Origin of the sequence: Brevibacillus sp. M2.1A, from assembly GCF_013284355.2 — a bacterium.
Lineage (GTDB): Bacteria > Bacillota > Bacilli > Brevibacillales > Brevibacillaceae > Brevibacillus.
Window position 1 is genome coordinate 4,054,417 of record NZ_JABSUY020000001.1, and the last position, 24,427, is coordinate 4,078,843.

The 24,427-nt window shown below is 46.8% G+C and carries 9 protein-coding genes; 1 reads left to right on the plus strand and 8 read right to left on the minus strand.

The annotated features are described in order from the left end of the window. Window positions 1-2 precede the first annotated feature (2 nt). From HP567_RS19360 to HP567_RS19385, 6 genes are all read right to left on the minus strand, one after another. Entirely contained in the window at window positions 3-15,569 is a 15,567-nt protein-coding gene (locus HP567_RS19360; protein WP_173607868.1) for a non-ribosomal peptide synthetase/type I polyketide synthase, read from the minus strand. Between the two features lie 715 nt (window positions 15,570-16,284). Further along, entirely contained in the window at window positions 16,285-16,965 is a 681-nt protein-coding gene (locus HP567_RS19365) for a metallophosphoesterase family protein (protein WP_173607869.1), read from the minus strand. 171 nt (window positions 16,966-17,136) lie between these two features. Beyond that, on the minus strand, window positions 17,137-17,784 hold the full coding sequence (locus tag HP567_RS19370; RefSeq protein ID WP_173607870.1) for a nitroreductase family protein: 648 nt from the start codon (window positions 17,782-17,784) through the stop codon (window positions 17,137-17,139). Window positions 17,785-17,970: 186 nt separating this feature from the next. After that, a complete protein-coding gene (locus HP567_RS19375; RefSeq protein ID WP_173607871.1) occupies window positions 17,971-18,291 on the minus strand; it encodes a hypothetical protein in 321 nt (106 codons plus the stop codon). A gap of 16 nt (window positions 18,292-18,307) precedes the next feature. Further along, window positions 18,308-20,851 carry a DNA topoisomerase IV subunit A gene (gene parC, locus HP567_RS19380; protein ID WP_173607872.1) on the minus strand — a complete coding sequence of 848 codons (2,544 nt, stop codon included), beginning with the start codon at window positions 20,849-20,851 and terminating at the stop codon, window positions 18,308-18,310. A 2-nt stretch (window positions 20,852-20,853) separates the two neighbouring features. Beyond that, window positions 20,854-22,824 (minus strand): DNA gyrase/topoisomerase IV subunit B, encoded by a 1,971-nt coding sequence (locus HP567_RS19385; RefSeq protein ID WP_173607873.1) that lies wholly within the window; start codon window positions 22,822-22,824, stop codon window positions 20,854-20,856. 530 nt (window positions 22,825-23,354) lie between these two features. Here HP567_RS19385 and HP567_RS19390 point away from each other — a divergent pair. Then, a complete protein-coding gene (locus HP567_RS19390; RefSeq protein WP_173607874.1) occupies window positions 23,355-23,732 on the plus strand; it encodes a general stress protein in 378 nt (125 codons plus the stop codon). 67 nt (window positions 23,733-23,799) lie between these two features. Here HP567_RS19390 and HP567_RS19395 read toward each other — a convergent pair whose 3' ends face one another. Further along, entirely contained in the window at window positions 23,800-24,099 is a 300-nt protein-coding gene (locus tag HP567_RS19395; protein ID WP_007718819.1) for a DUF1292 domain-containing protein, read from the minus strand. 139 nt (window positions 24,100-24,238) lie between these two features. Continuing rightward, window positions 24,239-24,409 (minus strand): hypothetical protein, encoded by a 171-nt coding sequence (locus HP567_RS19400; RefSeq protein ID WP_370646634.1) that lies wholly within the window; start codon window positions 24,407-24,409, stop codon window positions 24,239-24,241. Window positions 24,410-24,427 lie beyond the last annotated feature (18 nt).

A 24,427-nucleotide genomic window follows, 5' to 3' on the forward strand; every position in this document is an offset into this window, starting at 1 on the left:
TATCATTGAATTTTTTCACCCAGCAGTTGAGAAAGATGATCTAACTCCTCAATGGACAGCTCATCGTATGTGAAATCTGTTGGGCTTTGCTCGACTGACTCTTTCGATAAGCAGTGCGTAATGATTTCTACGATTTTATCTCGGTAGGCATCCACGAGGCGCTGAATGGTTCCTTCTTCAAACTCTTCACGATGATAAGTAAAAGTAAGTGTCAGCTTGCGATTCACGACCATTCCATTCACATCAAGCGCAAAGGAACGAATGGCGGTCGGACTGATTTCTCGGCCAGGAGAGAGGGAGGAAGTCGTCATGCTCTCTGATTCCAAGTCTGTATCGAACTGACCCAAGTAGTTAAAACTGATCTCGGGCTTTACCTGGAACGTTAACGGAACATCGGTTTGTCTCGCAGACAGATACTGTAAAATACTGTATCCAATACCTTTGTTCGGCACACGTCGCAGGCTGTCTTTCACCATTTTGATCTGGTAGCCAAGCGATTCTGATCGGCTCATATCCAGTACGAATGGATACTGGGCTGTAAACCAACCGACCGTGCGTGAAATATCGATGCCCTTCACGATCTCTTCTCTGCCATGTCCCTCCAGATTGACGAGCACATGCTCTATCCCAGCCCACTCTTTTACCGCCGAACCCAACGCCGTAAGCAACAAATCATTCACTTCCGTGTTATAAGCCTGGTGACTATGCTTAAGCAGCTTTTCTGTGTAAGCTTCATCAAGCTCGATGGTGACATCTGTTGTATCTTGCATAAGCGGTGCCCCAACCGTTTCCGCCTTTGCCAGAGGAGAGAATGGCGTTTCCTCTACCTGCTTCCAATAACTGATTTCCTGTTGAATCTCGCTTCCCTGCGCATATTTTTGCAATTCTTCTGACCATGTTTGATAGGAATCGGTTTTCATAGGCAAGACAGGCTCTTCTTCCTGCAGCAAGGCGTCATACACGGTATGGAAATCTTCCAAGAGAATCCGCCATGAGACACCATCGACAACGAGATGATGAATCACAATTAACAAGTGATCTCCAGCTTCTGTTCGGAAAAGACCGAGATTTACCAACGCAGTATCCGTCAAATCGATTCCTTCCTGAATAAGCTGTGCAGCTTGCTCCATCTCCTCTACGCTTTGAGACGAAAACTCCCTGATCATGATGGGAACGAGACACTCGTCCAGGTTCCGATGTTGTTGGACAATGTTTGACTCATTCATTTGGAATTTCATTCGCAACGCATCATGATGCTCAATCAGCTTCGTAAATGCTTGTTGAACTAACTCTGGATCGAAGCCAGCTTCTCTGTACAACATGACAGATTGATTGTAATGATGAGGGTTCTGATGGTTTTGCTCAAAGAAGTTCATCTGGATCGGTGTCAATGCTACTGCTCCCATTACAGGCCCTTGATCAATTTGTCTGGTCAGCGGCTGGAGATATCTGGCTGCATTGCGAATACGCGGGTTTTGGAACAAGTCTTTCAATCGGAGCTCATACCCATGACTCCTCAATCTCGCTATCATCTGAAGAGCTTTAATGGAGTCTCCCCCAAGCTCAAAGAAGTTGTGGGTCACACTTACTTGTGCAAGCCCCAGCACATCCTTCCAGATAGTGACCATGATTTGTTCCTGTTCATCGGACGGCTCGACGATGAACTCTTCCACCAAGAGAGAGCGATCAGGCAGAGGGAGTTTTTTCCGATCCACTTTTCCAACTGCGGTAATCGGCATAGCGTCTAGTCGGACGAAGAAAGACGGGATCATGTAATCGGGCAAATCTTTCGCGAGCAGGTCTCTCCACTCGTCAGCTGAAAGCTCATGCTCAGTCACAATATACGCGCATAAGTACTTGCTTCCATTTTCTTCTTCTCTGGCGATAACGATTGCTTCTTTTACCTGTTCCAGCGAAAGGAGCTTGCTTTCAATTTCCCCTGGCTCGATTCGATATCCCCTGATTTTGATTTGGAAATCCTTCCTGCCCAGGAAGTGGATGTTCCCATCCGGTAAATAGACTGCCAGGTCTCCTGTCTTATACATTTTTTCGTAACCCGGTTCCGCATATGGATTATCGACAAAGCTCTGTCTCGTTAGCTGCTCGTTATGCAAATAACCTAATCCAAGCGGCATGCCTGAAATGTGGATTTCTCCAGGTACTCCTATCGGCACTCGTTTTCCATACGCATCGAGTAGAAGGATTTTCGTGTTGAAAATCGGTTTTCCAATCGGGATGCGATCTTCTTCTCCCGTAATTTGATAGGCAATGCATCCGATACTTGCTTCTGTCGGACCATACAAATTTGTCGGAGATACATACTGGAATATTTTCAGGAATTTGGAAACAGTAGACGGAACAATTTCCTCGCCGCCGATAATGATCTTTTTGAGCGATTGTAATTTGCCCTGCAGTTCGAGATTTTCAGCTAACTGATTCACGATCACATTAAAAACAGATGGGACGAAATCAGTTAAGGTAATTTGTTCATCTTCAATGATTCCAGCCATGTAATCAGCCGAAACAGTCATTCCTGTAGTAGGCAGTACTGTTTTTCCGCCATTGGTCAGCGGCCAGAAGAATTGCCAAATGGCACTGTCATATACATGGTTGGTAGTCTGAAGGACAGATTGCGCTGCTTCTTGTCCAAAGTAATCATCCATCCAGTTAAAGCGGTTGACGATCCCTCTATGCGGTACGACGACTCCTTTTGGTTTGCCTGTTGAACCAGAAGTAAAAATGACATAGATGGGGTCTTCCGGCGATACGGACAAATTAGGATTTTCCACTTCCGTTGTCAATTGCCCCAGATCAATCTCGACCAATTTCGCTCCCAGATCCGTTTCCGTAAAGGCATGTCCAGATTCTACGAATACGAACTCGCTACCCAGCTCGGCAATAACAGACTGGAGTCGATCGACAGGCCACTGAATGTCCAATGGTGAAAACGCAGCTCCCGTCTTCATTACACCCAATAACGATACGACCAATTCCAGACTTCTTTCCATAAGCACAGGTACGTACTTGCCTTTTCCTATACCGCGTTTCAGCAGATCAGATGCGACTGCGTTGGCTTTTTCGTTCAGTTGTTGGTAAGTGATTGTCGAGCCTTGGTAAGAAACGGCAATTCGATTCGGATAAAGTCTGGCTGATTCCTCGATAGCTATATGGATCGGTTGTACCACCGGATACTCTCGCTTCGTATCATTGCTGAGCTTCTCCAAAATCTGCACTTCTTCCGGAGACATGAGGTCAATCTCGCCCACAAGAATATCCATGTTCGCCGCTACCTGACTCAGTACGTTGGTAAAATGGTTGATAAAACGCGCCATCGTTTCAGGCTTAAATAGGCTGGTGCTATATTCGCACTCCACAAAAAATCTATCATCTCTCGTCTCGACATTCATGACGATGTCTAACTTGGATATTTTCGTTTGGAATGGATAAAGCCTGACGTCTACCCCGTTCCAGTCAAAGGCCGTATCTGCCACATTGTCAAAGGAGAACATGGTGTCAAACAACGGATTCCTGCTTGGGTCGCGTCGAACCTGTAGCTTTTCTACCAGGTCTTCCAATGGATAATCCTGATGTTCAAACGCCAACAGTGACTTCTCACTTAGTTCTTGGACAAACTCGCGGAACGTTTTGGTGCCTGCTGGATAGTTTCGCAGGGCAAGCGTATTTACAAACATTCCCACTACATTTTGAACATCGGTGTGGTTTCGTCCTGCCACCGGAGTCCCTACGACAATGTCCTCTTGCCCAGTATATTTGGACAACAAAACGTTGTACGCCGCCAATAGAATCGAAAAGACTGTTACGTTTGCTTCCTTCGCCACAGCGTGCAATCTACGGGATACATCCGCCTCAATCTCGCTTTCGACCGTACCCCCTTCAAAACTTTGAAGCTGGGGTCGCGGATAGTCCGTAGGCAAATTCATGACAGGTAGTTCCCCGCTGAATTCATCTATCCAGAACTGCTCCTGCCTATGCGACTGCCTGGTCGTCTTGATCTGTTTCAGCCAAGCTGAATAGTCCTTGTACTGGACGATGAGTGGTTCTGGATTTTGCCCGTTGTACAGTTGATTTAACTCATCAATGACGATGCTCACCGATGTTCCATCTGCAATGATGTGGTGCATGTCGATCAGGAGTAAATGCTTGTCCTCCACCAGTTTGACCAGCTTGACGCGCATTAATGGTGCCAGGTTCAGTTCGAACGGCTGAATGAACGTCCGAATGAGATTTTCTATACTTTCCGGACTGTCCTCTGCGTGATCATGATCGATGGTAAAACGGACAGAGTCATGGACAAATTGTTTCGGTTCACCATTTACGTAGTCGAAGGAAGTACGGAACGCCTCATGCCTTTGGATAAGGGACTGGAATGCGTTTTCCAATGCCACAGAATCGAGCTGTCCGGAAAGAACCAAAGCGCCTGCCATGTTATAGGCCACACTCGTTTCATCGAGTGATTGAACGGTGAAAATCCTTTTTTGTGAAGGAGAGAGCTCATAATGCTCTTGTTTTCCAACCGACTGAATCAACGGCATTTCTGCTTGAGTCGCTTCGGAAATGACGTGGGCAAAACTCCTGACGGTAGGATTTTGGAAAACGGCTCGCAGCGGAATTTCTACCTGCCACTCCTTGTTCACTTTGGCAAGGAGAATGGCAGCATGTAGCGAATGTCCACCGATTTCAAAGAATCGATCCAGAACGCCGACTCGCTCGATCCCCAAGACCTCTTGCCATATTTCTGCAAGTTTTCTCTCATTTTCTGTCGCTGGCGCTACGTATTCCTCGGATACCAGCTTAGACAGATCAGGTTCAGGCAAAGCATTCCGATCGATTTTGCCGTTTGGCGTCACAGGCAACTCTGCCAATGGGATGATAAAGGTCGGAACCATGAACTCAGGCAAGGAATCGGCTAAAAATCCCTTGATTTCGGATGGACTTACTCTCTCATCCGTCGTGTAATATGCGCACAATACAACGGATTCATCTCCCTTTGTCTTTGGGAGCACAATGGCATTGCGAACCTTTTCATGACGTAACAGCTGATTTTCGACTTCACCCAGCTCCACACGGTATCCACGAATCTTCAATTGGTAGTCCGAACGACCAACAAACTCCATATTTCCATCTGCCATCCAGCGCACAATATCGCCGGTTTTATACATGGACTCACCAGGACGGAAAGGATTTGGGATAAAGCGCTCACGGGTTAATTCCTCTCGGTTCAGATACCCCCGCGCAACACCTGCTCCGCCGATATATAGTTCACCGTACACACCTACCGGCTGTGGCCGCAATTGGGAATCCAGCACATAAAATTCTGTGTTTTGCAGCGGTTTTCCGATCGGAACATTTCCGGTCGTCATTTCGGTATCGCCAGCCATTTCGAAGTAGCTGGAATCAATAGCAGCCTCCGTGACCCCATAGCTATTGATGATTTTGATCTGCCCGAAACGCTCGACCAAGCGGACAAACGCTTCGCTTTGGCATGTATCTGAACCAAGAATTAGCAGTTTCAGATGATCGAGCGGCAATCCATTTTGATAAATGTACTCCATAAAAGGAAGAACAAGAGCAGGTGTCGATTCAAACAAGGAAATTTCGTACCGGGTCAACCACTGATAAAGAGCCGGAAGATCAATCCTTACATCACTCGGACAAATCACCAAATGTCCACCATGCAAAAGAGCTCTGCATAAATCCCCTGCAAACACGTCAAATGAGAAACTAGCCATCTGCAAAAGATTCACATTCATCTGTTCGAGTTCGTACTCGTACCGCCATGTATTGGCTACACTCACCAGGTTGCGATGCTCGATCATGACCCCTTTTGGCTTGCCAGTAGTGCCGGATGTATAGATGATATAAGCGAGATCGCTCGGTCCGGAGATGGCATCGAGATTGGACGAATCCTCCCTGTAACTGGCCTCGGCGTCCAGATCGATCACGGCGCCGCTGAATTCTACTCCGCTCTGTCCATTTTGATTGACCAGCATGACCGTTGCCTGACTGTCTTCCAGCATGAACGAAATGCGGTCCTTCGGATACTGAGGATCAATCGGAACATAGGCACCACCCGCCTTCATGACCGCCAGAACAGCGACGACCATGTTAATCGAGCGCTCTGCCAAAATCGCAACAGAGCTGTTTGGCCTTACACCCTGATCACGCAGTGTCCGGGCCAGACGGTTTGCTTTCGCATTGAGTTCCTGATAGCTGATCTGCTCTTCCCCGTAAGAGACAGCGACTTGCTCTGCATGGCGTATTGCTTCTGCCTCAAACCATTCATAGAAAGTTGGATAGAGAGGAGCGGGGATTTGCTTTCTCGCTTGATTAAAGTCGGCAACCACCTGCTTGATGTCTTCGCTGGACAAGTACTCCAGATCCGCTAGGCAACTCTCATTAGACTGCACAATGGAGTGAAGTATCTTGGCAAAATGATTAGCCATTCGCTCAACCGTATCGCGTTTAAACAGATGCGTGCTGTAATCAAATTGGCAAGTGAGCGTTGTCCCATCGTCATGGACATCAAGACTGAGATCAAAAAGAGACACGCCTTTTGGATATTCATACATCGTGACTTTAAAATCATCTGAGGCCACGTCGTCAAAGGATTCATAATGGTAATCAAACATGGTATCAAATAAAGGATTCCGGCTCAAATCTTTGTTTAATTGAAGAGCATCAACAAGCTTTTCAAATGGGTACTCCTGATTTTCAAAGGCAAGGATGGCTTGATTTTTCACTTCTTTCAGGAAATCCTTAAAGGTCTTGCTTCCTGTAGGATAGTTACGGATCGCCAATGTATTTACAAACATACCGATCATTCGTTCCAAATCAGGGTGTTGTCTTCCCGCCACAGCAGAACCGACAATCAGCTCCTCTTGCCCGGTGTATCGGTAAAGCAGTACATTGTAAGCAGCAAGCAAGACCATATACAAGGTCGTGTCAGTTTCCCTAGCCAATTGGAGTAACTGCTTCCTGACTTCCTCACTGATTCCCATCAACAAGCGGTCACCTTCAAAGGATTGAACCGGCGGTCTTTGGTAATCAACGGGGAGCTTCAGTACTGGGAGCTCTCCTTGGCCAAATTGCTCAAGCCAGTACTCCTTTTGAGCCGAGAGCTGTTCTGACTGCTCCCTCTCTTGCTCCCATGCCACGAAATCTTTATACGTCACGCTGAGCTCAGGCAGTGATTCTCCTCTATACGTATGGAGCAGCTCACGGATAAACAGAGAAACCGAATAGCCGTCCGAAATAATGTGGTGCATGTCCACTGCCACAATGAAGCGCTTGGCTGACACTTGGAAGATTTTCGCCCTTATAAGCGGTGCTTTGCTGAGATCAAATGGCTGGATAAAGGTGCGAATTGCCTCATTTACATCCTCTTCAGACAAGTGTTGGACCTCAATATCAAATGACAGATCATCATGTAGAACTTGCACGACTTCATTATCCCTAATGACAAAGTTGGTCCGGAAAGAATCATGTCTCTGGACAACCTGTTGCAAAGAGTGAATCAGACGATCAAGTTCCACTTCCCCATCCAATTGTAAATAGCCGGATAGGTTATAGGCGGTTCCTCCATCCAGACCTTGGAGGATGTACATCCTTTTCTGTGCGGAAGAAGACTGATAGTATGGCTGCAACTCGCATGAACGAATGGGTGTAAAAGTTTGATGCTTTGATGAGTCTACATATTTGGCTAATTCACGTATCGTCTGCGATTGAAAAATTTGATGCAAAGGAATTTGCACGTGGCATTCCTTGTAAATTCTGCTGAGCATGACAGTCGCTTGTAAGGAGTTCCCGCCTTGTTCAAAAAAATTATCATCCAGATACATTGGGGAGCTTCCCAAGATTTCCTGCCAAATGACTCTGATAGTCTCTTCGGTCGCCGTTCCAGCCGGCTCTGATTCTCTGCCGCTCATGCTTCTTTGTCCGGCAAGCCGATCGGTTGAATGGATTATCTGGATTTCTCCATCTCCTAGCGGAACAGCAGATTTCGTTGTTCGCTGCCAATGTGACGGATCTGCATGCTCGAGTCCTTCATCAGCCAGATACACCTGTCCGACCGCACCCACAGGAGCCAGTTGCTCATACTGATCCAGGACATAGAGGGAAGCTCGTCCTACCTGATCATCTGGCATTTCCTGCAAAAGCTCTGTCCATTCTGCAGTATATTTGCCCAGGTTGCCACCGGATTCGCGTTTCATTTTTTCCATCTCGTCGGGCTGTAAAAGTGATAGGGCACGAATTCTTTCCTGATCGTCTTCTGCAATACGGTTCAAAAGATTGGCAAAGTAGACGCCCCACTGGCGAAGAATCTCCGTGGTTACTACCCCGCTTCGTGCATCCACATCTACAACAAGCTCTCCGCCCACTTCTGTCACGTTTACAAAAAGATCGTACTTGCTGTAAATGATCCGATTGGGCAGCAGCGTAGCCTTCATTTGAGCGAAAGTCAGGTTGTGAAGAGGTCGATCCATATTGAACAACACTGAAAGCTCCGGCAAGTTTTGAGGCGGCAAATTCTCAGCCAATGCAGCAAAGGAGTAAGCTTGATGCTTTTCCATCTCCGCAACCGCCTGTTTCACTCGGAACAAATAATCCGCAGCCGTATCATCTCCGTCAATTTCCGTGCAAATTGGCAAAAGATTGACGCAGTTTCCGATCAAGGACATTTTACCGATATGGGACTGACCCGCAGTAGGAATCGCAACCACCATTTTTCTATTTCCAAGAAGGCGATGAAGGAAGAGGTTAAAAGAAGCCAACAAGGTTATAAACAGGCTGTTCTTGTTTTGAATGCTTCTTTTTCTTGCCTTTCTTGTGATGCTACTGTCGATCTTGAAAGTGATTCTCTCGCCTGTAAAAGATGGTTTTCCCGTTTCTCGTTGCCCTAAAGGAAAAACGAGCTTGGGGATTGGATCTGCGAATTTTTCGTTCCAGTACGCGAGCGCTTCCTGAAACGCCGGTTTCTGCATCTGATCTTCTTGCCAGTTTCGGTAAGCAGAAAACGGTGTAGAAGGCTCGAGCGATATGGGGCGTTTCTGTGTAAGGGCCGAGTAGATATCATCCAGCTCTTTGATAAACACAGCCATGGACCATCCATCCGCAATCATGTGATGGAAGGTGTAGGAAGTCAGGAATTTGGCAGGAGCCAGCTTGATGACACTTACCCGAAACAGCGGGTCCTCAGAGGACAGCTCAAATGGCGTGCCTGTTTGTTCATCCAACAGCTGATTCTTTTTTTCTTCCTGTTCCTCAGACGAAAGGTGGCTCAAATCCACGATTCGAACACGTATGTCCCTCTTGGGAAGAACTACCTGATACTCTCCGTTGGGATCAATGATGGTTCGCAACGCTTCATGGCGATCCACCATGGCTTGGACAGCCTGCTCAAACACAGGGATATCAAGCTCACCCTCGACCTGAAGTGTGGCGGTCTCGTTAAAAGCAGCGGATGCTTCCACGCGATATTTGACTGCAAACCACATTTGTTTCTGTTCGGGGCTAAGGGGAAGCCTCAGTTCTTCCCCCACCCTTTCCACAAGCGTTGCCTCTGGCTTTTGCCCATCCCGTCTCGTAAAGTTTGTCAATTCGACGACTTGATTTTGTTTGCGTCCTCCATTTGGAGAAGTTGGGGGTGGCTCCGGCAAAAAACCTCCTCGGCGCAGATCATCAATACTTTCCTTCACCGCTTGGATCAGTCTCTCGATATCCTCATCAGAATGAGCAGTGGAAAGGAAGCAATTCCTGCCCTCCCATATATAAATGCCCTTGCTGATCAGATGATAGAAGAACAATTCTATATCGGTAAACGATACGAAGCGGAACAAGGAACCGCAATTGATCATCTGGATTGGAATCTGCTCGTTTTTAAAGTATGCGTTAAGTGTTTCTACCAAGTAGAGGGTCTTTTGAGTCAACGCTTCCTGAAGCTTGGGACCCTGTTCCTTCAAATATTCCAGTGTGGCGATGGCGGCATGCATCGTGAGTGGATGCGTGCAGAACGTTCCGCCCACAAACGTCTTTTTCTCCGCATTTACCGGGTAAGACTGATCTCCAAAATTCCAAATTCCCCCATCAACTGCATCCATGAACGCGGCTTTCCCGGCTACAACACCGATCGGCATGCCGCCACCCGGAACTTTCCCATACGTAACGAGGTCTGCTTCTATTCCATACCATGCCTGTGCGCCACCAAGATGTATGCGGAATCCCGTAATGATCTCGTCAAAAATAAGGGCAGTTCCTGATTGGCTAGTAATCTCTCTGACTTCCTTCAAAAATTCCACCGGCTGTAGATCTGGACGGCGGCTTTGAACAGGCTCGACCAATACTGCGGCCAGTTCATGGGCATGTTTTTTGATCAGCTCGATTGATTTTGGATGGTTGTAGTTCAAGACCAGGACGTCATCCACCGTATGCTGGGTAATACCTGGTGCCATCGGTATGGCCTTCCCGTCCTGGGACTCAGGATCAGCAACTGTCAGAATGCCGTCAAATGTACCGTGATAGGAGCCGGAGAACAAGGCGATTTTTGAACGGCCTGTAACAGCTCTGGCCAGGCGCAGTGCCACCATTACTGCCTCGGTCCCCGAATTGTAAAAGGCAACACGCTCCACTCCGGTTAGCTCGCTGATTAACTCCGCTACCCTTCCAGCTACATCCGACATAGGACCCAGCGGAGGTAGATCTGATTGAATCTGCTCCTCGAGCTTTTTCATGATAAATGCGGGATTATGACCGAGCAGGTTTACACCGAAACCCATCGTCAGATCGACGTATTCATTCCCATCCAGATCCCACATTTTGGAGCCAACTGATGCTTGCGTAATAATCGGGTATACCATTTCCTTCCAATAGGAACGGAATCCAGACACATTGCGATTGTTGGCATGAACAAATCGGTGCTCTTGCGTATACTTCTTGGATTGCTTTGTCTTTTCCGTATAGCTTTGAATGAATGCGTTCAGATACTCTCTTTGTGTTGGCGTAAAATTGCCTCGTTCACCGATCATCAGTGGCTGATACGGTATAAAAGGCTTCTGGCGTTCCTCTTCATTCCCTTTGACCTTGACCGATGGTTTTGCCTCAAGTTTTTTGATCTCGGGAGCAACAGTCACAGATTCGACGTGTTGTTTTGACACAAAGCTTTGTTCCTGATTCAACAGCTCCAATTGCTTTTGTAACAACGTAGCCATTTGGTTTTGATGGTCAGATAAGAGCGAAATCTGCTTTTCGATAATGGTTTCAACCGCTCCTGATCTTATCGGGACTGGCATTTTCGCGGATTGCTCACTCGGCTCTGCTTGTTGAATTCGTTGAACGTCATTCTGTTCAACCACTACGTTTGCTTGCGGTTGCTCGATTGCCATCCATTCCATTTGTTTGGCAGAAGCCACAGCCGGGCTACTGGATAACTCCTGAGCGATGTGCGCTGCTAACATATCAACGCTGGTGATGGTTTCAAACAGCTCTTGGGCCGGAATGACCACTCCAAACTTTTCCTGAATTTCACGATTGATTTGTACGAGCATAATAGAATCCAAGCCTAGCTCCAAGAAATGGAGGGATGGATCAATTTCTTCTACAGCAAAACCTGAAGCATGATGAACCAACTCTTTCAGAACTTTTGCGATTGGCGCAGTTCCTATCTCTGACACAGTAGCACCTCTATTTCCGCTAATAGTATTCGTCTGTTCTGGAACGATACTGATCACATCATCTGTAATCCAAGAGCGATGCTGATCGAAAGGATAGACTGGCAATGGCATTTTTCTTCTCTTTTTGCCATCTCTGTAGAACGCATCCCAGTCAACCGTAGCTCCCTGTACATACAAATCGCATAATGTCGTTGCATACGAATACTTCATCTCTGCACTAGCCGTGTGGTACTTTTCCTGCACATCCCGTACGGATTGACTCAATAGATGAACGGTTTCCTCTGGAACGTGCTTTTTACCAGGCGAGTAGACGAAAACGTCTCGATCATTTTCAAGCCGGACCGCCAATCGGTCGAGCTTTTGTTCGAAATCGCTGCGGCTATGCAAAATGAGCGCAATCCGATAGGGAAGCGTTTCTCTCCCGGTGTTTGCTGTATAGCACAAATCAGACAAAGAAAGCGGTCCACGGGAAGATAGAAACTCCCGATAATTTTGAATCAGACGTTGAAGGGCTGACTCGGATTTGGCTGACAAGGTAAACACTTGCACCTCATCTGAGACTGTCATTTCCGCTTCATTTACCGTCACATATTCTTCTAAAATAATGTGGCTATTGGTACCGCTAAACCCAAACGAGCTAACCCCGCATCTCCTTGGATGTCCATCTGTTTCCCATTTTTCCAGTCTGTTTTGCACATAGACTGGGGACTTTTCAAATGCGAAATTCCGATTGGGTTTCTGGAAATGGACGAGGGCTGGGAGCTCTTTGTGCTTTAACTGCAAAGCAGCCTTAATCAATCCAGCGATTCCCGCTGCTTCATATAAATGTCCAATATTCGCTTTGACAGTGCCGATTCCACAAAACTGTTTCTTCTGTGTATATTGTCGGAAAGCTCTCTGAATTCCATCCAGCTCAACGGGGTCCCCGAGCTTTGTACCCGTTCCATGCGTCTCTATATAGCTAATCGTTTCAGGGTCGACTTGGGCATCCTCCCAAGCGTCTACAATTAATTCTGCCTGGGCCTGTGAGTTCGGTGCGGTAATCCCGACTGTAACACCGTCTTGATTAACTGCGCTTCCCTTTATCACGGCATAGATGTGATCCCCGTCCTCGATGGCTTTTTCCAAAGGTTTTAACAAAACAGAAGCTACGCCTTCACCCCAACCCGTTCCATCAGATTGATCGTCAAACGCCCTTGAACGGTTGTCAGCGGATTCCATTCCAATTCCAGCCTTCTGCGCCAGCAGGATGGTTTTGACTCCCCCTGCCAATGCCATCTCACAATCACCGCTTTGGATAGCCTTGCACGCCATATGAACGGCAACCAGGGAAGACGAGCAGGCCGTATCCACGGTGACAGCAGGGCCACGCAAATCAAGCAAGTGTGAAATGCGACTTGCAATTATGGAAGGAAGGTTGCCTACTACATAAGAAGGCAAATCCTTGGGACTTACCACTGACAAAAGGCGTTCGTAATCGTATCCCAGCTTGGAGAAGCCGACATACACCCCTACTTTTTCCCCTGAAAGCTTGTGCCCTCCATAGCCTGCATCCTCTAGCGTATTCCAAGCATTTTGAAGGAACAGCCTTTGGTTGGGGTCCATTAGCTTCGCTTCTTTTGGGGTAATAGAGAAGAATGAATAATCAAATTTGTCAATCTCCTCTAAATAACCACCTTCTACAAGGGTTGGATTGCCCTGCTCGCCTCTAACCAGCGATACATATTGTTCTGTGTCCTTTCGTCTCTGACCTTGAAGCTCATGAATGCAATCCTTTCCTTCCCGGATGTTTTGCCAAAATTGATCAACATCCCGAGACTGCGGGAACTTACAAGAAATCCCGATAATTGCGATATCCTTTTGTTTCTGTTCAGGCGTATCTGTCTGTTTAATATGATCAGCCGTTTTTTCCTCAGGGACGAGACTGCGGGCAAGCCTGGCGATCGTCGGATAGGCGAACAAATCGGTTACCGCCAACGTGATCCCCATCTCCTCTTCTATCCGCCCTGCTAACTGGGTCAACTGCATAGAGGACGCGCCTACGTCAAAATAACTGTCGTTTAGTCCCAATCTGTCTGATTGAAGCACCTCGCGGCAAATGGCAAGCATTTGCTTCTCTAATTCTTCACGTGACTGAGGTGATTGATCAGCTCTCTCCTCTTTTACCTCTTCAGTGGTTCGGCGTCGCATTTCCTCGGAAACATCTCGAAATGCTCCAGACTGATACTCCCTTGCCACTCTATATCGTTCCACTTTTCCACTCGTTGTTTTGGGGATGCGCTGAATCGGCAAGACCTCGCTTATTCTCCATCCGGTTCGCTCGTTCAAATGCGTTTTCACTTTCTTGGAAAGCTCTATGAACTCTTCTACACTTTTCCGGTGAAGGATAAACACAAGAATGTCTTCTTCTTTGCTTTCCTCGTTGAATACCCCGCAAGCAACGACCTTCCCAAGCTCGACTCCTTCGACTTCTTCAGCAATCCGCTCAATATCATGCGGGTAAACGTTTTGACCATTCACGAAAATGATGTCTTTCGCACGCCCAGTAATGACAAGACGTTCATTTCGCATAAAACCCAAATCCCCGGTTCGGAGCCATCCATCATCCGTCATTACATTAGCGGTAGCAGCAGGGTTGTTGTAATATCCAGCAGTTACATTCTTCCCTCTAATCTGGATATGGCCAACCGTATCGCTTGGCAGCTCGCGATCCTCGTCATCACATATTCTTACCTCGCAAAAATCGATGGGGTAACCGACTTCTACCAAGGTGAGTGCTTCTGGATTTGTTTGATCCGTCATCTTGATTGGCTTTCCTACCTGAATAAACCTACGATCCAGAGAAAGCGTTGTAAAATGCAGGTTCTGATCGGGTATCGATACTCCCACAGAGGCTTCAGCCAATCCATAGCACGGGAGCATGCTTGTTTTCTTCAATCCATATGGACTCATTTGATCCAAAAACTGATGGATTAATTCGGAAGCAATAGGTTCGGCTCCATTTAAAATCGTGCGAAGCGTGGACAAATCCCACCCCTCTGCCACTTCCGGTTTAAATCTGGACAACACATATTTATATCCAAAGTTCGGAGAAGAAGAAATTGTCGCCTTGTGCTCGCTTACCTTCTTCAGCCATAGAGTAGGCCGCCTGATAAACAGTGAGGTATGAATAAAATAATGCTGAACTCCTGCATACAACGGGGATAAATGGAACCCGATCATCCCCATGTCATGAGTTAAGGGCATCCAGCTTAGAAATGAATCAGACTCAGTCGTTCCAAGTCTGTTATTAATCGCAAGCACATTATGGACAAGGTTTTCATGCGTCAGGGTAACCCCTTTTGGATCTCCTGTAGACCCGGATGAAAATTGAATAAAGGCCACATGATCAGCAGAAGGATAATAGATTGTGCCCTTCTCTTCTCTTTTCCCGGTCTCATCAAGCAGGAAGGACTTCGACTTCAACGATTCCATTTCCGTCAGGTAGTTGTGTTTACGAAAGAAATCCTCCAGTCGTTTCCACACGCTGTCCGTCGTAATGAGATATGGATTGATTAATGTCCGCCAAACCTTTAACAGCTTAAGACGATGCTCTTCGTTATCCCCAACGGAGATAGGAACAGCAATCATTCCACCGAGTAAGCATGCCCAAAAAAGGCAGACAAAAGTTCGAAGATTACTATCCTCAATTTGAAAAACGACCTCATCACCAGGCTTGATTCCACTTTTTTGGAGGACAAATAAATAGCCGAGGGCTTCTTCATACAGTTCTTTATAAGAAACAAACACCTCATTCTGGTCTCCCAAAATGAAGGTAACGCCTTTATGGTCCTCGTTCTTCCACAATTCTAGTGCTTCTACTAATGTCTGAACAAAATGCAAAGCGTTGTTCCTCCCTTGTCCCGTGTTTGATAGTTTCTAGCTTGCCTGGTGAGCATAACCACTCCAAATGCTCCCTCTTGCATTTGTAAAACCGATAGAGCCCTTCTTTGTTCTACCCACGTGATACAAGAGAAGTGAATTTCCCCAAGCTATAACTCGTTTTACGAATCGCCTGTCTCCTGCTTTCTTTTCCGGGTAGACGCAGGCTGGTACGCGGAATGAGAAAACAGCTCCCCATTCTGAATATTAGGAACCTTTATCCGGAAACACCACTTACCCGGAAGAAAAAGCGACCGATACACGTTTTTACTTATATTCCCTTTAATTGATTTTTATTGAAGTGATACACAACAAGAAACCATCGCCAAAATGAGATGGTACTTCTTAAATGGCTAGTTCTTTTGTCTTTTCTAGTAGTGGAATAAACACGACGATTAGAGTAACGGTCACATTACAACGAGTATGGCAGGGGAAATTGGTCATTAATTTGCTAATATTCACGTGGACTAATATGATGGTAAACTATAAGAATATGAGTGAGTTGGGAATATTTTACTATCCCAAATATTAGAAGACAAGCCTTTAATTATTAATTTTTGCAATTTATTTAAATAAAAATTCATTACAATATTACTCTGAACTTATCTTGACGATATCAAAAAGGCTTTCACCTACTCTTTGTAAAGAGAGGTGAAAGCCTTTTGTTTTTAGTCGATCACTCTACCGAGTAAACCTTTCGGCTTGGCAGCTCCAAGCAATGCAGACGGCCGCCGTATACGGCACCTCCGTCAATGCCGATAATTTTATTTTCTCCGTAATACACATCATGTTTACCGTGCAAATAACTGGTCGGCGTGTGACCAAAAACAACGGTCTTCTCCCCCTGGTAGCCTTTATGGAACTCTTCACGTATCCACATCAGCAGATACGGATCAGTCTCTGCGACAGGAGTCTCGGGATGTACACCCCCGTGAACAAAAATATAATCATCGGTTTCATAATAGCAGTCCAAGCCAGCCAAAAATTCCAGATGTTCTTTGACGGAAGAGGTGATTTCCAAGGCCTCTGGTGCGCCAGACTCCGTATCTGCTGCAGCATGCCCATAGCTCGCCAACGTCTTTTGTGCACCGTTTCGGAACCATCGTTCAATAAAGACTGGATCTTGCTCGAATGATTTAACCATCATATGATCATGGTTGCCCATCAACACAATTGCCCCTTCTGCATGGAGCTGTTTTACCTTGTCGACGACGCCCTTCGATTCTGGACCACGGTCTACATAATCACCTAGCAGGATCAATTGATCGTTTTGTGGATCGTACTGAATTTGCTCCATCAACGATTCCAGTTTCTCTAGTTCCCCATGAATATCGCTGATTGCCAACAATCTTTTCATCCTACACCCTTCTTTCGCTCGTCTGCAGCTTCTCTCAGATACTGTCATGTCTCCCTATTGTACGCCCCATTTCACCTGATTGCCAGCATGTCTACCTCTCAAAAGCTTGCAAACGTGAAAAAGCCCAGGCCCAAAATCCTATCAGGCCAAGGCTATTCCATTTCTCTATGCTTATTTACTCGGCATCTCATTCCAGAACGTAATCTCTTCTACATCCAGGCGAGTAGTCGGATGACCAGGTTCTGCCGCTTTGCCGACTGCAATCAACATGACTGTTTCATATTGATCCGGAATTTGGAAAGCTTCCTTGAATTTCTCGCTGTTATAGCCTCCCATTGGCACCGTGTCATACCCTCTCGCCTTGGCAATGAGCATCAATTGCATCGAGACGAGACCTCCGTCTACCAAAGCAATTTCCTTGATGCTTGCTCGATCCCGATTCTCATAACGCTTGTTGATGTTGTCGATGAGTGTAGCCTTTACTTCCTCGGTCATATAGCCTGCTTCAACCGCTTTGTTGTAAATGCTCCCTGCTTGTTTGTAGCCCTCATAATCAGCCAGGACTGCAATAACCGCCGCAGCCTCTACCACCTGCTTTTGGTTAAATGCGATGGGGAGCAGCTTCTCTTTCAATGGCTGTTCATCGATAATCAAAAACCGCCATGGCTGGAGGTTGGAGCTGGAAGGTGCCAAGGTCGCTTCCTTCAGCATTTCCTTTAGTTCATCCTGCGAGATTTTTGCTGCTGGATCGTAATGACGTACGGAACGACGCTCCCGAATGACGTCCATAAAAGCCTTTTGATCGATAACTTTTTCCATGATTCCATCCTCCAGTAATAAGTATGCGAATTTAGTAAGTTACTAACTTTATTACACAACAACTCGTGTTCAAACTGTATCACATATTCCATTTTGCTGGCAATCTTTTTGTATGCAAAAAAACGCTTTGGCAAAACGATTCACATCCTGTCATGGATGCAAGCGCGTCACCAAAGCGTTTATTTGTTAAACCGGAGAAAAAGCGGACAGAACGGCTGGCTGTCTCACTGTGTCTCCATTCGGAAGTTCGACAACGAGATAGCCACTTCCTTCGTCCTCAGCTGCTTCCCATCTCAATGCAAAAGCTTTGCGGCTAAATGCTTCCTCTTCGTCCAGACAAGCAAGCATCGTCTTTAATGTGTCTAACGTAATCGGCACAGGCACACTTGCTCCTTGCTCTTGTGGAAGAGAGAGAAGTTTCGGCGCATCTTCGAAATATTGCACGGTATCGAGGAGCAGAGAAACCTGCTGCCAGCTTAGCGGTGAAACAAAGGCTTCAAACGCCATCTATTCATCATTCCTTTTATTCACGATGATTTCCATCGAACAGGCTAGACTGGACATTAGGTGTCTTCTGTTGTCCTGCTGTACCAGCTCCGTCTCCCGAACCTTTTGCCGTCGCTTCGTCCTTCGGTTCATCTGTCGGCAAAATGGTTTCAAAAGCAACTGATTTTACTCCACCCTCCACCAGTTGTCGCCCAATACCACCTTGCTCGTTGACGATCACTTGCTCTGTCTCAACAAGGGTCCATTCGTTCTGCGACGTCCACGCATAAACCGTTTCCTCGATGAACATCGCAACAAGCTCATGCGGGTTATTTTTTCGTTTACGAATCAACTGTACGCCTTTGCCTGCACGAGCCTGGAGTGGGATCGCAGCAATGGCTGTGCGTTTGACAACCCCTTCAGCGGTCAACAAACTAAAGGCACGAGAATCGACTTCCTCAATCGGAAGCATCGTGATCACAACGTCGCCAGGAGCAAGTGCGATTGCTTTTACCCCACTCGACGCTCTACCAGTAGCGCTGACTTCACTGCGCTGGAATCGGATGCCCATGCCATCTTTCGTCGCACCGAGTATCGCGCCAGCTTCGTCCGCCACAAATACATTCACAAACTCGTCATCGTCGCCTTTTATCTTTGCAGCTACCAACGCACTGGAACGATTTGTTTCGTATTCGGACAACGCCGTCTTTTTCATCAAACCCTTTTTGCTTACATGGTATACATACAGCGGTTGTTTGAAGTTTTCTACGATCGTAAAGCCAACAATCCGCTGATTCTTCTCCAACGGGATAATATTGACGAGGGCCGAACCGATATCCTTCCACTTATCGTCCGGGAAGGCATTGACCAGTGTGGCGAAGTATTTACCGTCCTGGGTAAAGAAGAGAGCGGTGTGAGACGTATTCGTCTCCATGAAATAACGGACACGGTCTCCTTCTTTTACCCCACATGTTTCCAGCGTTCCCCCTACTGATTTGAAGGAGCGCGGGCTCGTCCGCTTGATATATCCTTCGTTTGTCAGGGTTACGATGCAATCCTCGGCATTGATTTGCATTGCGATATCGATTTTGATTTCCTCGATCTCGCCCTGGATTTCTGTCAGGCGCTCTTCTGCGTATTTTTTCTTGATCTCGTTCAGCTCGCCTGTAATGACTTGAATCAGCTTTTTCTCGCTTGCCAAAATCGATTTCAGTTCCTCGATTTCTTTTGCCAATGTAGCCAATTCTTTTTCCAGCTTGACGATATCCAAACGTGTCAAGGAAGCGAGCTGAATGCTCAAGATCGCATCTGCCTGATTTTCGGTGAAGCCGTATTTCTCCATGATGTTTTTCTTGGCATCTGCACGGTCTTCCGAATCCATAATCGTATCGACGATTTGACGCAAAATGGACTTGGCACGAATCAAGCCTTCCACGATATGCTCTCGGCTTTGCTTTCGATCCAGATCATATTGGCAGCGATTCGTGACGACTTCTTTTTGGTGGTCGATGTACGCCCCCAATAAAGCCTTAAGTCCCATCTGACGGATGGTCCCCTCATGAATCACGTTCATGTTGTAATTGTAATAGATTTGCAGATCCGTATTTTTGTACAGGTAGTTGAGAATCGCCTGCTCATCCGCTTCCTTGCGAATATCCACTACGATGCGAACTTTTTTCTGTTCGGCCTCTTTGCGTCCGGTTTCATCGCGAACCGCCAGTGCCCCCTCGATTTTGCGCTCCATCACGAGCTCATCGATTTGGGCGACGAGCTTCGACTTGACCACTTCGTAAGGGATTTCGGAAATGACGATTTTTTTGATCTTGCCGCCTTTTGGCTCCTCTATATGCGTCTTCCCGCGAATGATGAATTGGCCGCGTCCTGTCTCAAAAGCCTTGCGAATCCCGGACAGCCCTTGAACAATGCCGCCTGTCGGAAAATCTGGGCCTTTGACATGCTGCATCAGTTCATCCAGCGAGATATTTGGGTTCTTCATTTGTGCAACAGCCGCATCAATGACTTCGCCCAAATTGTGCGTAGGGATATCAGTTGCAAAACCAACCGCGATCCCGGCAGCGCCATTCACGAGAAGATTGGGAAACCGTGAAGGCAATACTGCCGGTTGTTGAGCGGAGTTGTCGTAGTTCGGGATAAATGTAACCGTATCCTTTTCAATATCGCGCAAAAGCTCATTGGCCAATGCCGACAGTCTGGATTCGGTATAACGCATAGCGGCTGGCGGGTCTGCATCCAAGCTACCAAAGTTTCCATGGCCTTGAATGAGCACTTGGCGCATTTTCCACCACTGCGCCATCCGCACCATCGTTTCGTAAATCGCCGAGTCACCGTGCGGGTGATAGGTACCCATCACGTACCCGACCGTTTTCGCTGATTTACGGTATGGTTTATCGTTCGTGTTGCCTTCTTGGTACATGGCATACAAAATCCGGCGCTGTACCGGTTTTAGTCCATCGCGAGCATCTGGGATCGCGCGTGAGAGAATAACCAGATTGGCATAGTCCCCAAAGCGCTTTCCCATAATCTCCGCGAAGCTCTGCTTAATAATTTGATTGGACAGCATGCTTATTCATCCTCCCCCACTTCAAAGGTGACGTGGTTCTCGATCCACTCACGCCGTGGTGGGACTTTGTCACCCATCAAAACGGTTACCAGCTTCTCACAGTGAGCGAGGTCTTCCAGTTCAACCTTAATGAGCTTGCGCGTCTCAGGGTCCATGGTTGTTTCCCAGAGCTGATCGGCGTTCATCTCACCCAAACCTTTGTAGCGCTGCACTTCAGCACCGCGTCCAGCCTTTTTCAATGCCTGTTCCAGCTCGTAATCGCTCCAACAATAGATTGCCTCTGTCTGCTTGCCCTTGCTCTGCTTTTTCACCTGATACAAAGGTGGTTGCGCAATATACAAGTGACCAGCTGCAATCATCGGGCGCATGTAGCGGAAGAAGAAGGTCAAGAGCAGCGTTTGAATGTGCGAGCCGTCAACGTCCGCGTCAGACATGATGATGACTTTGTCAAATGCACAGTTTTCGATGGAAAACTCTTCGCCAATATCGGTTTCAAGCACCTCGAGGATCGTGCGGAACTCTTCATTCGCCAATACCTCGGATAGCTTTGCTTTTTCTGTGTTCAACGGCTTCCCGCGCAGGCTGAACAAAGCTTGGAACTCTGAATTACGCGCCTGCTTTGCAGAGCCACCCGCAGAATCCCCCTCGACGAGGAAGAGCTCGTTGCGCTTGGAGTCTCTGTATTGCGGCGGAGTGAACTTTTCCGAAATCGATTTGCGCTTTTTCGCGGTTTTGCCTTTCTTGTCGCCGCGCAGGGCTTCGCGTTGTTTGCGCAGCTCTTCGCGAATCTCAGCAGAACGCAATGCCTTGTCAATCAGCAGCTTGCCTATTTCCGGATTTTCCTCGAGGAAGAAGCCTAGCTTTTCGGAAACAATCTGTTCTACGATTGCCCGTGCTTCTTCGTTCCCCAGCTTGTCTTTTGTTTGGGACTCAAACTGGACGTCAGCCATTTGCAATGACAATACACCGAGGAAACCTTCCCGCAAATCGTTTCCAGTTAAGTTCGGGTCCTTTTCTTTCAAGTACCCTTTTTTCCGGGCAAATTCGTTAAAGATCCGGGTTGTACCGTTGCGGAAGCCCGTAACATGAGTTCCACCGTCCGCTGTTACAATGGAGTTGACATAGGACACCAGTGTCTCTGCATAGCCGTCATTGTACTGAAAAGCCAGTTCAACGTAGATATTGTCCTTTTCCCCTTCGAAGTAAACGATCGGATGGAGCGTATTTTTCCCCTCGTTCAAATAAGAAACGTATGATTTCAAGCCATCTTCGAAATAAAACTCTTCCCGTTTCTTTTCAGGACCACGCTCGTCATTCAAAACCATGCGCAGCTTTTTCAAAAGGAATGCCGTCTCACGGAATCGATCACGAATGGTCTCATAATCAAAGCGAGCGTTGCCAAACACCGCGTCATCCGGGAGAAAACGTACCGTTGTTCCAGTGCGTTTGGTGTTCCCTGTGATTTCAAGACCGGTAACCGGTTTACCAACATGCTCAGTTCCATTTGCATCTACAACATATTCAAAGCGTTGCTTATGAATTTTGCCTTCCCGATGGATTTCAACCTCAAGCCATTTGGACAAGGCCACAACAACACTGGAACCTACTCCGTGCAAGCCACCACTTTTTTTATATCCGCCACCGCCGAATTTACCACCGGCATGGAGCGTCGTAAAAATGACTTCTGGTACAGGTCGGCCAGTCTTGTGCATACCCGTTGGAATTCCGCGCCCATGGTCCTCTACACTGACACTTCCATCCTTGTACAAAGTGACGATGATGCTATCATTAACGCCGGCAAGCGCCTCGTCTTTGGCATTATCTACAATTTCCCACAGCAGATGATGCAGGCCACGCGAGCCCGTGGAGCCTATGTACATTCCAGGGCGCTTTCGAACGGCAATCAAGCCTTCTAAGACCTGAATATCTTCTTCCGTATACGTTAATGTTTGCTGTGTTTCTGTTTCCTTCAATCGCGCTCTCCCCTCTACTCTTCGGACACGTAGAAAAACGATCATGCCTTTTTTACTGATGGCTAGCGTCGTATTCACCTTTTTTGAAAAACGCCGAGATGATTCAATCACCATTGAGAGGAACGTTTTCCTAATAAAAGCGAACACTTAATCGCTATTGTACCGTATGGTTCCCATAGTATTCAACGCCAGTAGCAAAATGGGGCAAAAAAGCCACCTCGCCCCTAGCGAGATGGCCGATTCTTCTCAGTATTCCTCGTTCTCATTCGTTCTGTACATGACAAGCTTATTCCATTAATTAGTGTAGCACTATTGGTGAAGATTGGTCAAAATGAAAAACCAAAACATTTGTTTCCCTTTCTCTATTTCTTCCCCCACTGCGTAAATCCTGCTACTATCAAGGAAAATATGTCAATTGGTTCTTATGTAGCGTTCACAAACGTGCCTCAGGTATTTCCATTCATTCGCTCTTTGGCTTTGGACATCCTAAAAAGGCATCGATTCCTGAGGCGAAAAAGGGGGGACTACATTTGATCAGTGCTACCAAGCCGTTTGTCAAATTCCATAAGTATGATGCTGAGCTAGCTTCTGACGTTCATGCGTTAAATTCCGCCGGATACAACAGTGATGACATCTGGGTTTTGAAATGGAATCCAGATAAAAATCACTCCAATCAACGAAACAATTTTTATAAATACAGCACCCACTTTGAAAGTGCCGTCGGTCACATTGACAGCATGGCGCATTTCTTTGACAATGGCGGTGAAGAATTGCGTACCCGTCTCGAAAAGCTAGGTCTTACGAAAGACGAGTGCTCGGCATTGGTTCGGGAACTGCAAGAAACCGACTATACATGCCTTCTCGTTGTACGAGACCTTAAGGATAACATTATTAAAATGAATGACTGATGACCGCAAGAAAAAGCCACTGCTCGGTTTCTAACGCCAGCAGTGGCTTGTTTCATTCTTACCGGGATTACTTGTCTTCTTTAATGAGTTCGATGCCTTCCAGCACTTCGTTCAGCTTCGCGTAAACAGTGCTTTCCTCATCTTCTTCCAATGGTACCATTTCGCCGCCGTCCACTTGGAATACGAAGATATCTACTTCTTCATCTTCTTCGCTTTCTTCATCTTCCACAGCTTCAGCCAAGGCAATATATTCTTTACCGTTCAGGTCGAACATAGCCAATACTTCGAAATCCCCCAACGGTTCACCATTTTCATCGTCCAATGTAATGATATCGCCCAACTCGAGGTCTTTGTTCTCTTCTGTCAATGTGTTCACGTCCTTATGCAGATATTCGTATTCTGTTCCATCATACCGTTTTTTTCCGGGAGAAGCAAACAGGCGAATAACTCTGTGCCTTGCCTGTCCATGAAAAACAACCTACCGCGTAAGGCAGGTTGTTAGCTGATTACTCACTATACTCTTGAAGAACACCTTTTTCAAGCAAAAACGCTTCTTCTGCCTGAAGAATCGTCACGATCGCTTCGCGTTTGACGTACATCCCAGCAGATGCCAGACGGCTCTCAATCGCACGAAGCAGCTCTTCAAAATCAATGATCTGCACTTGTTCATCGCTCACATAAAAACCTCCCTTTTC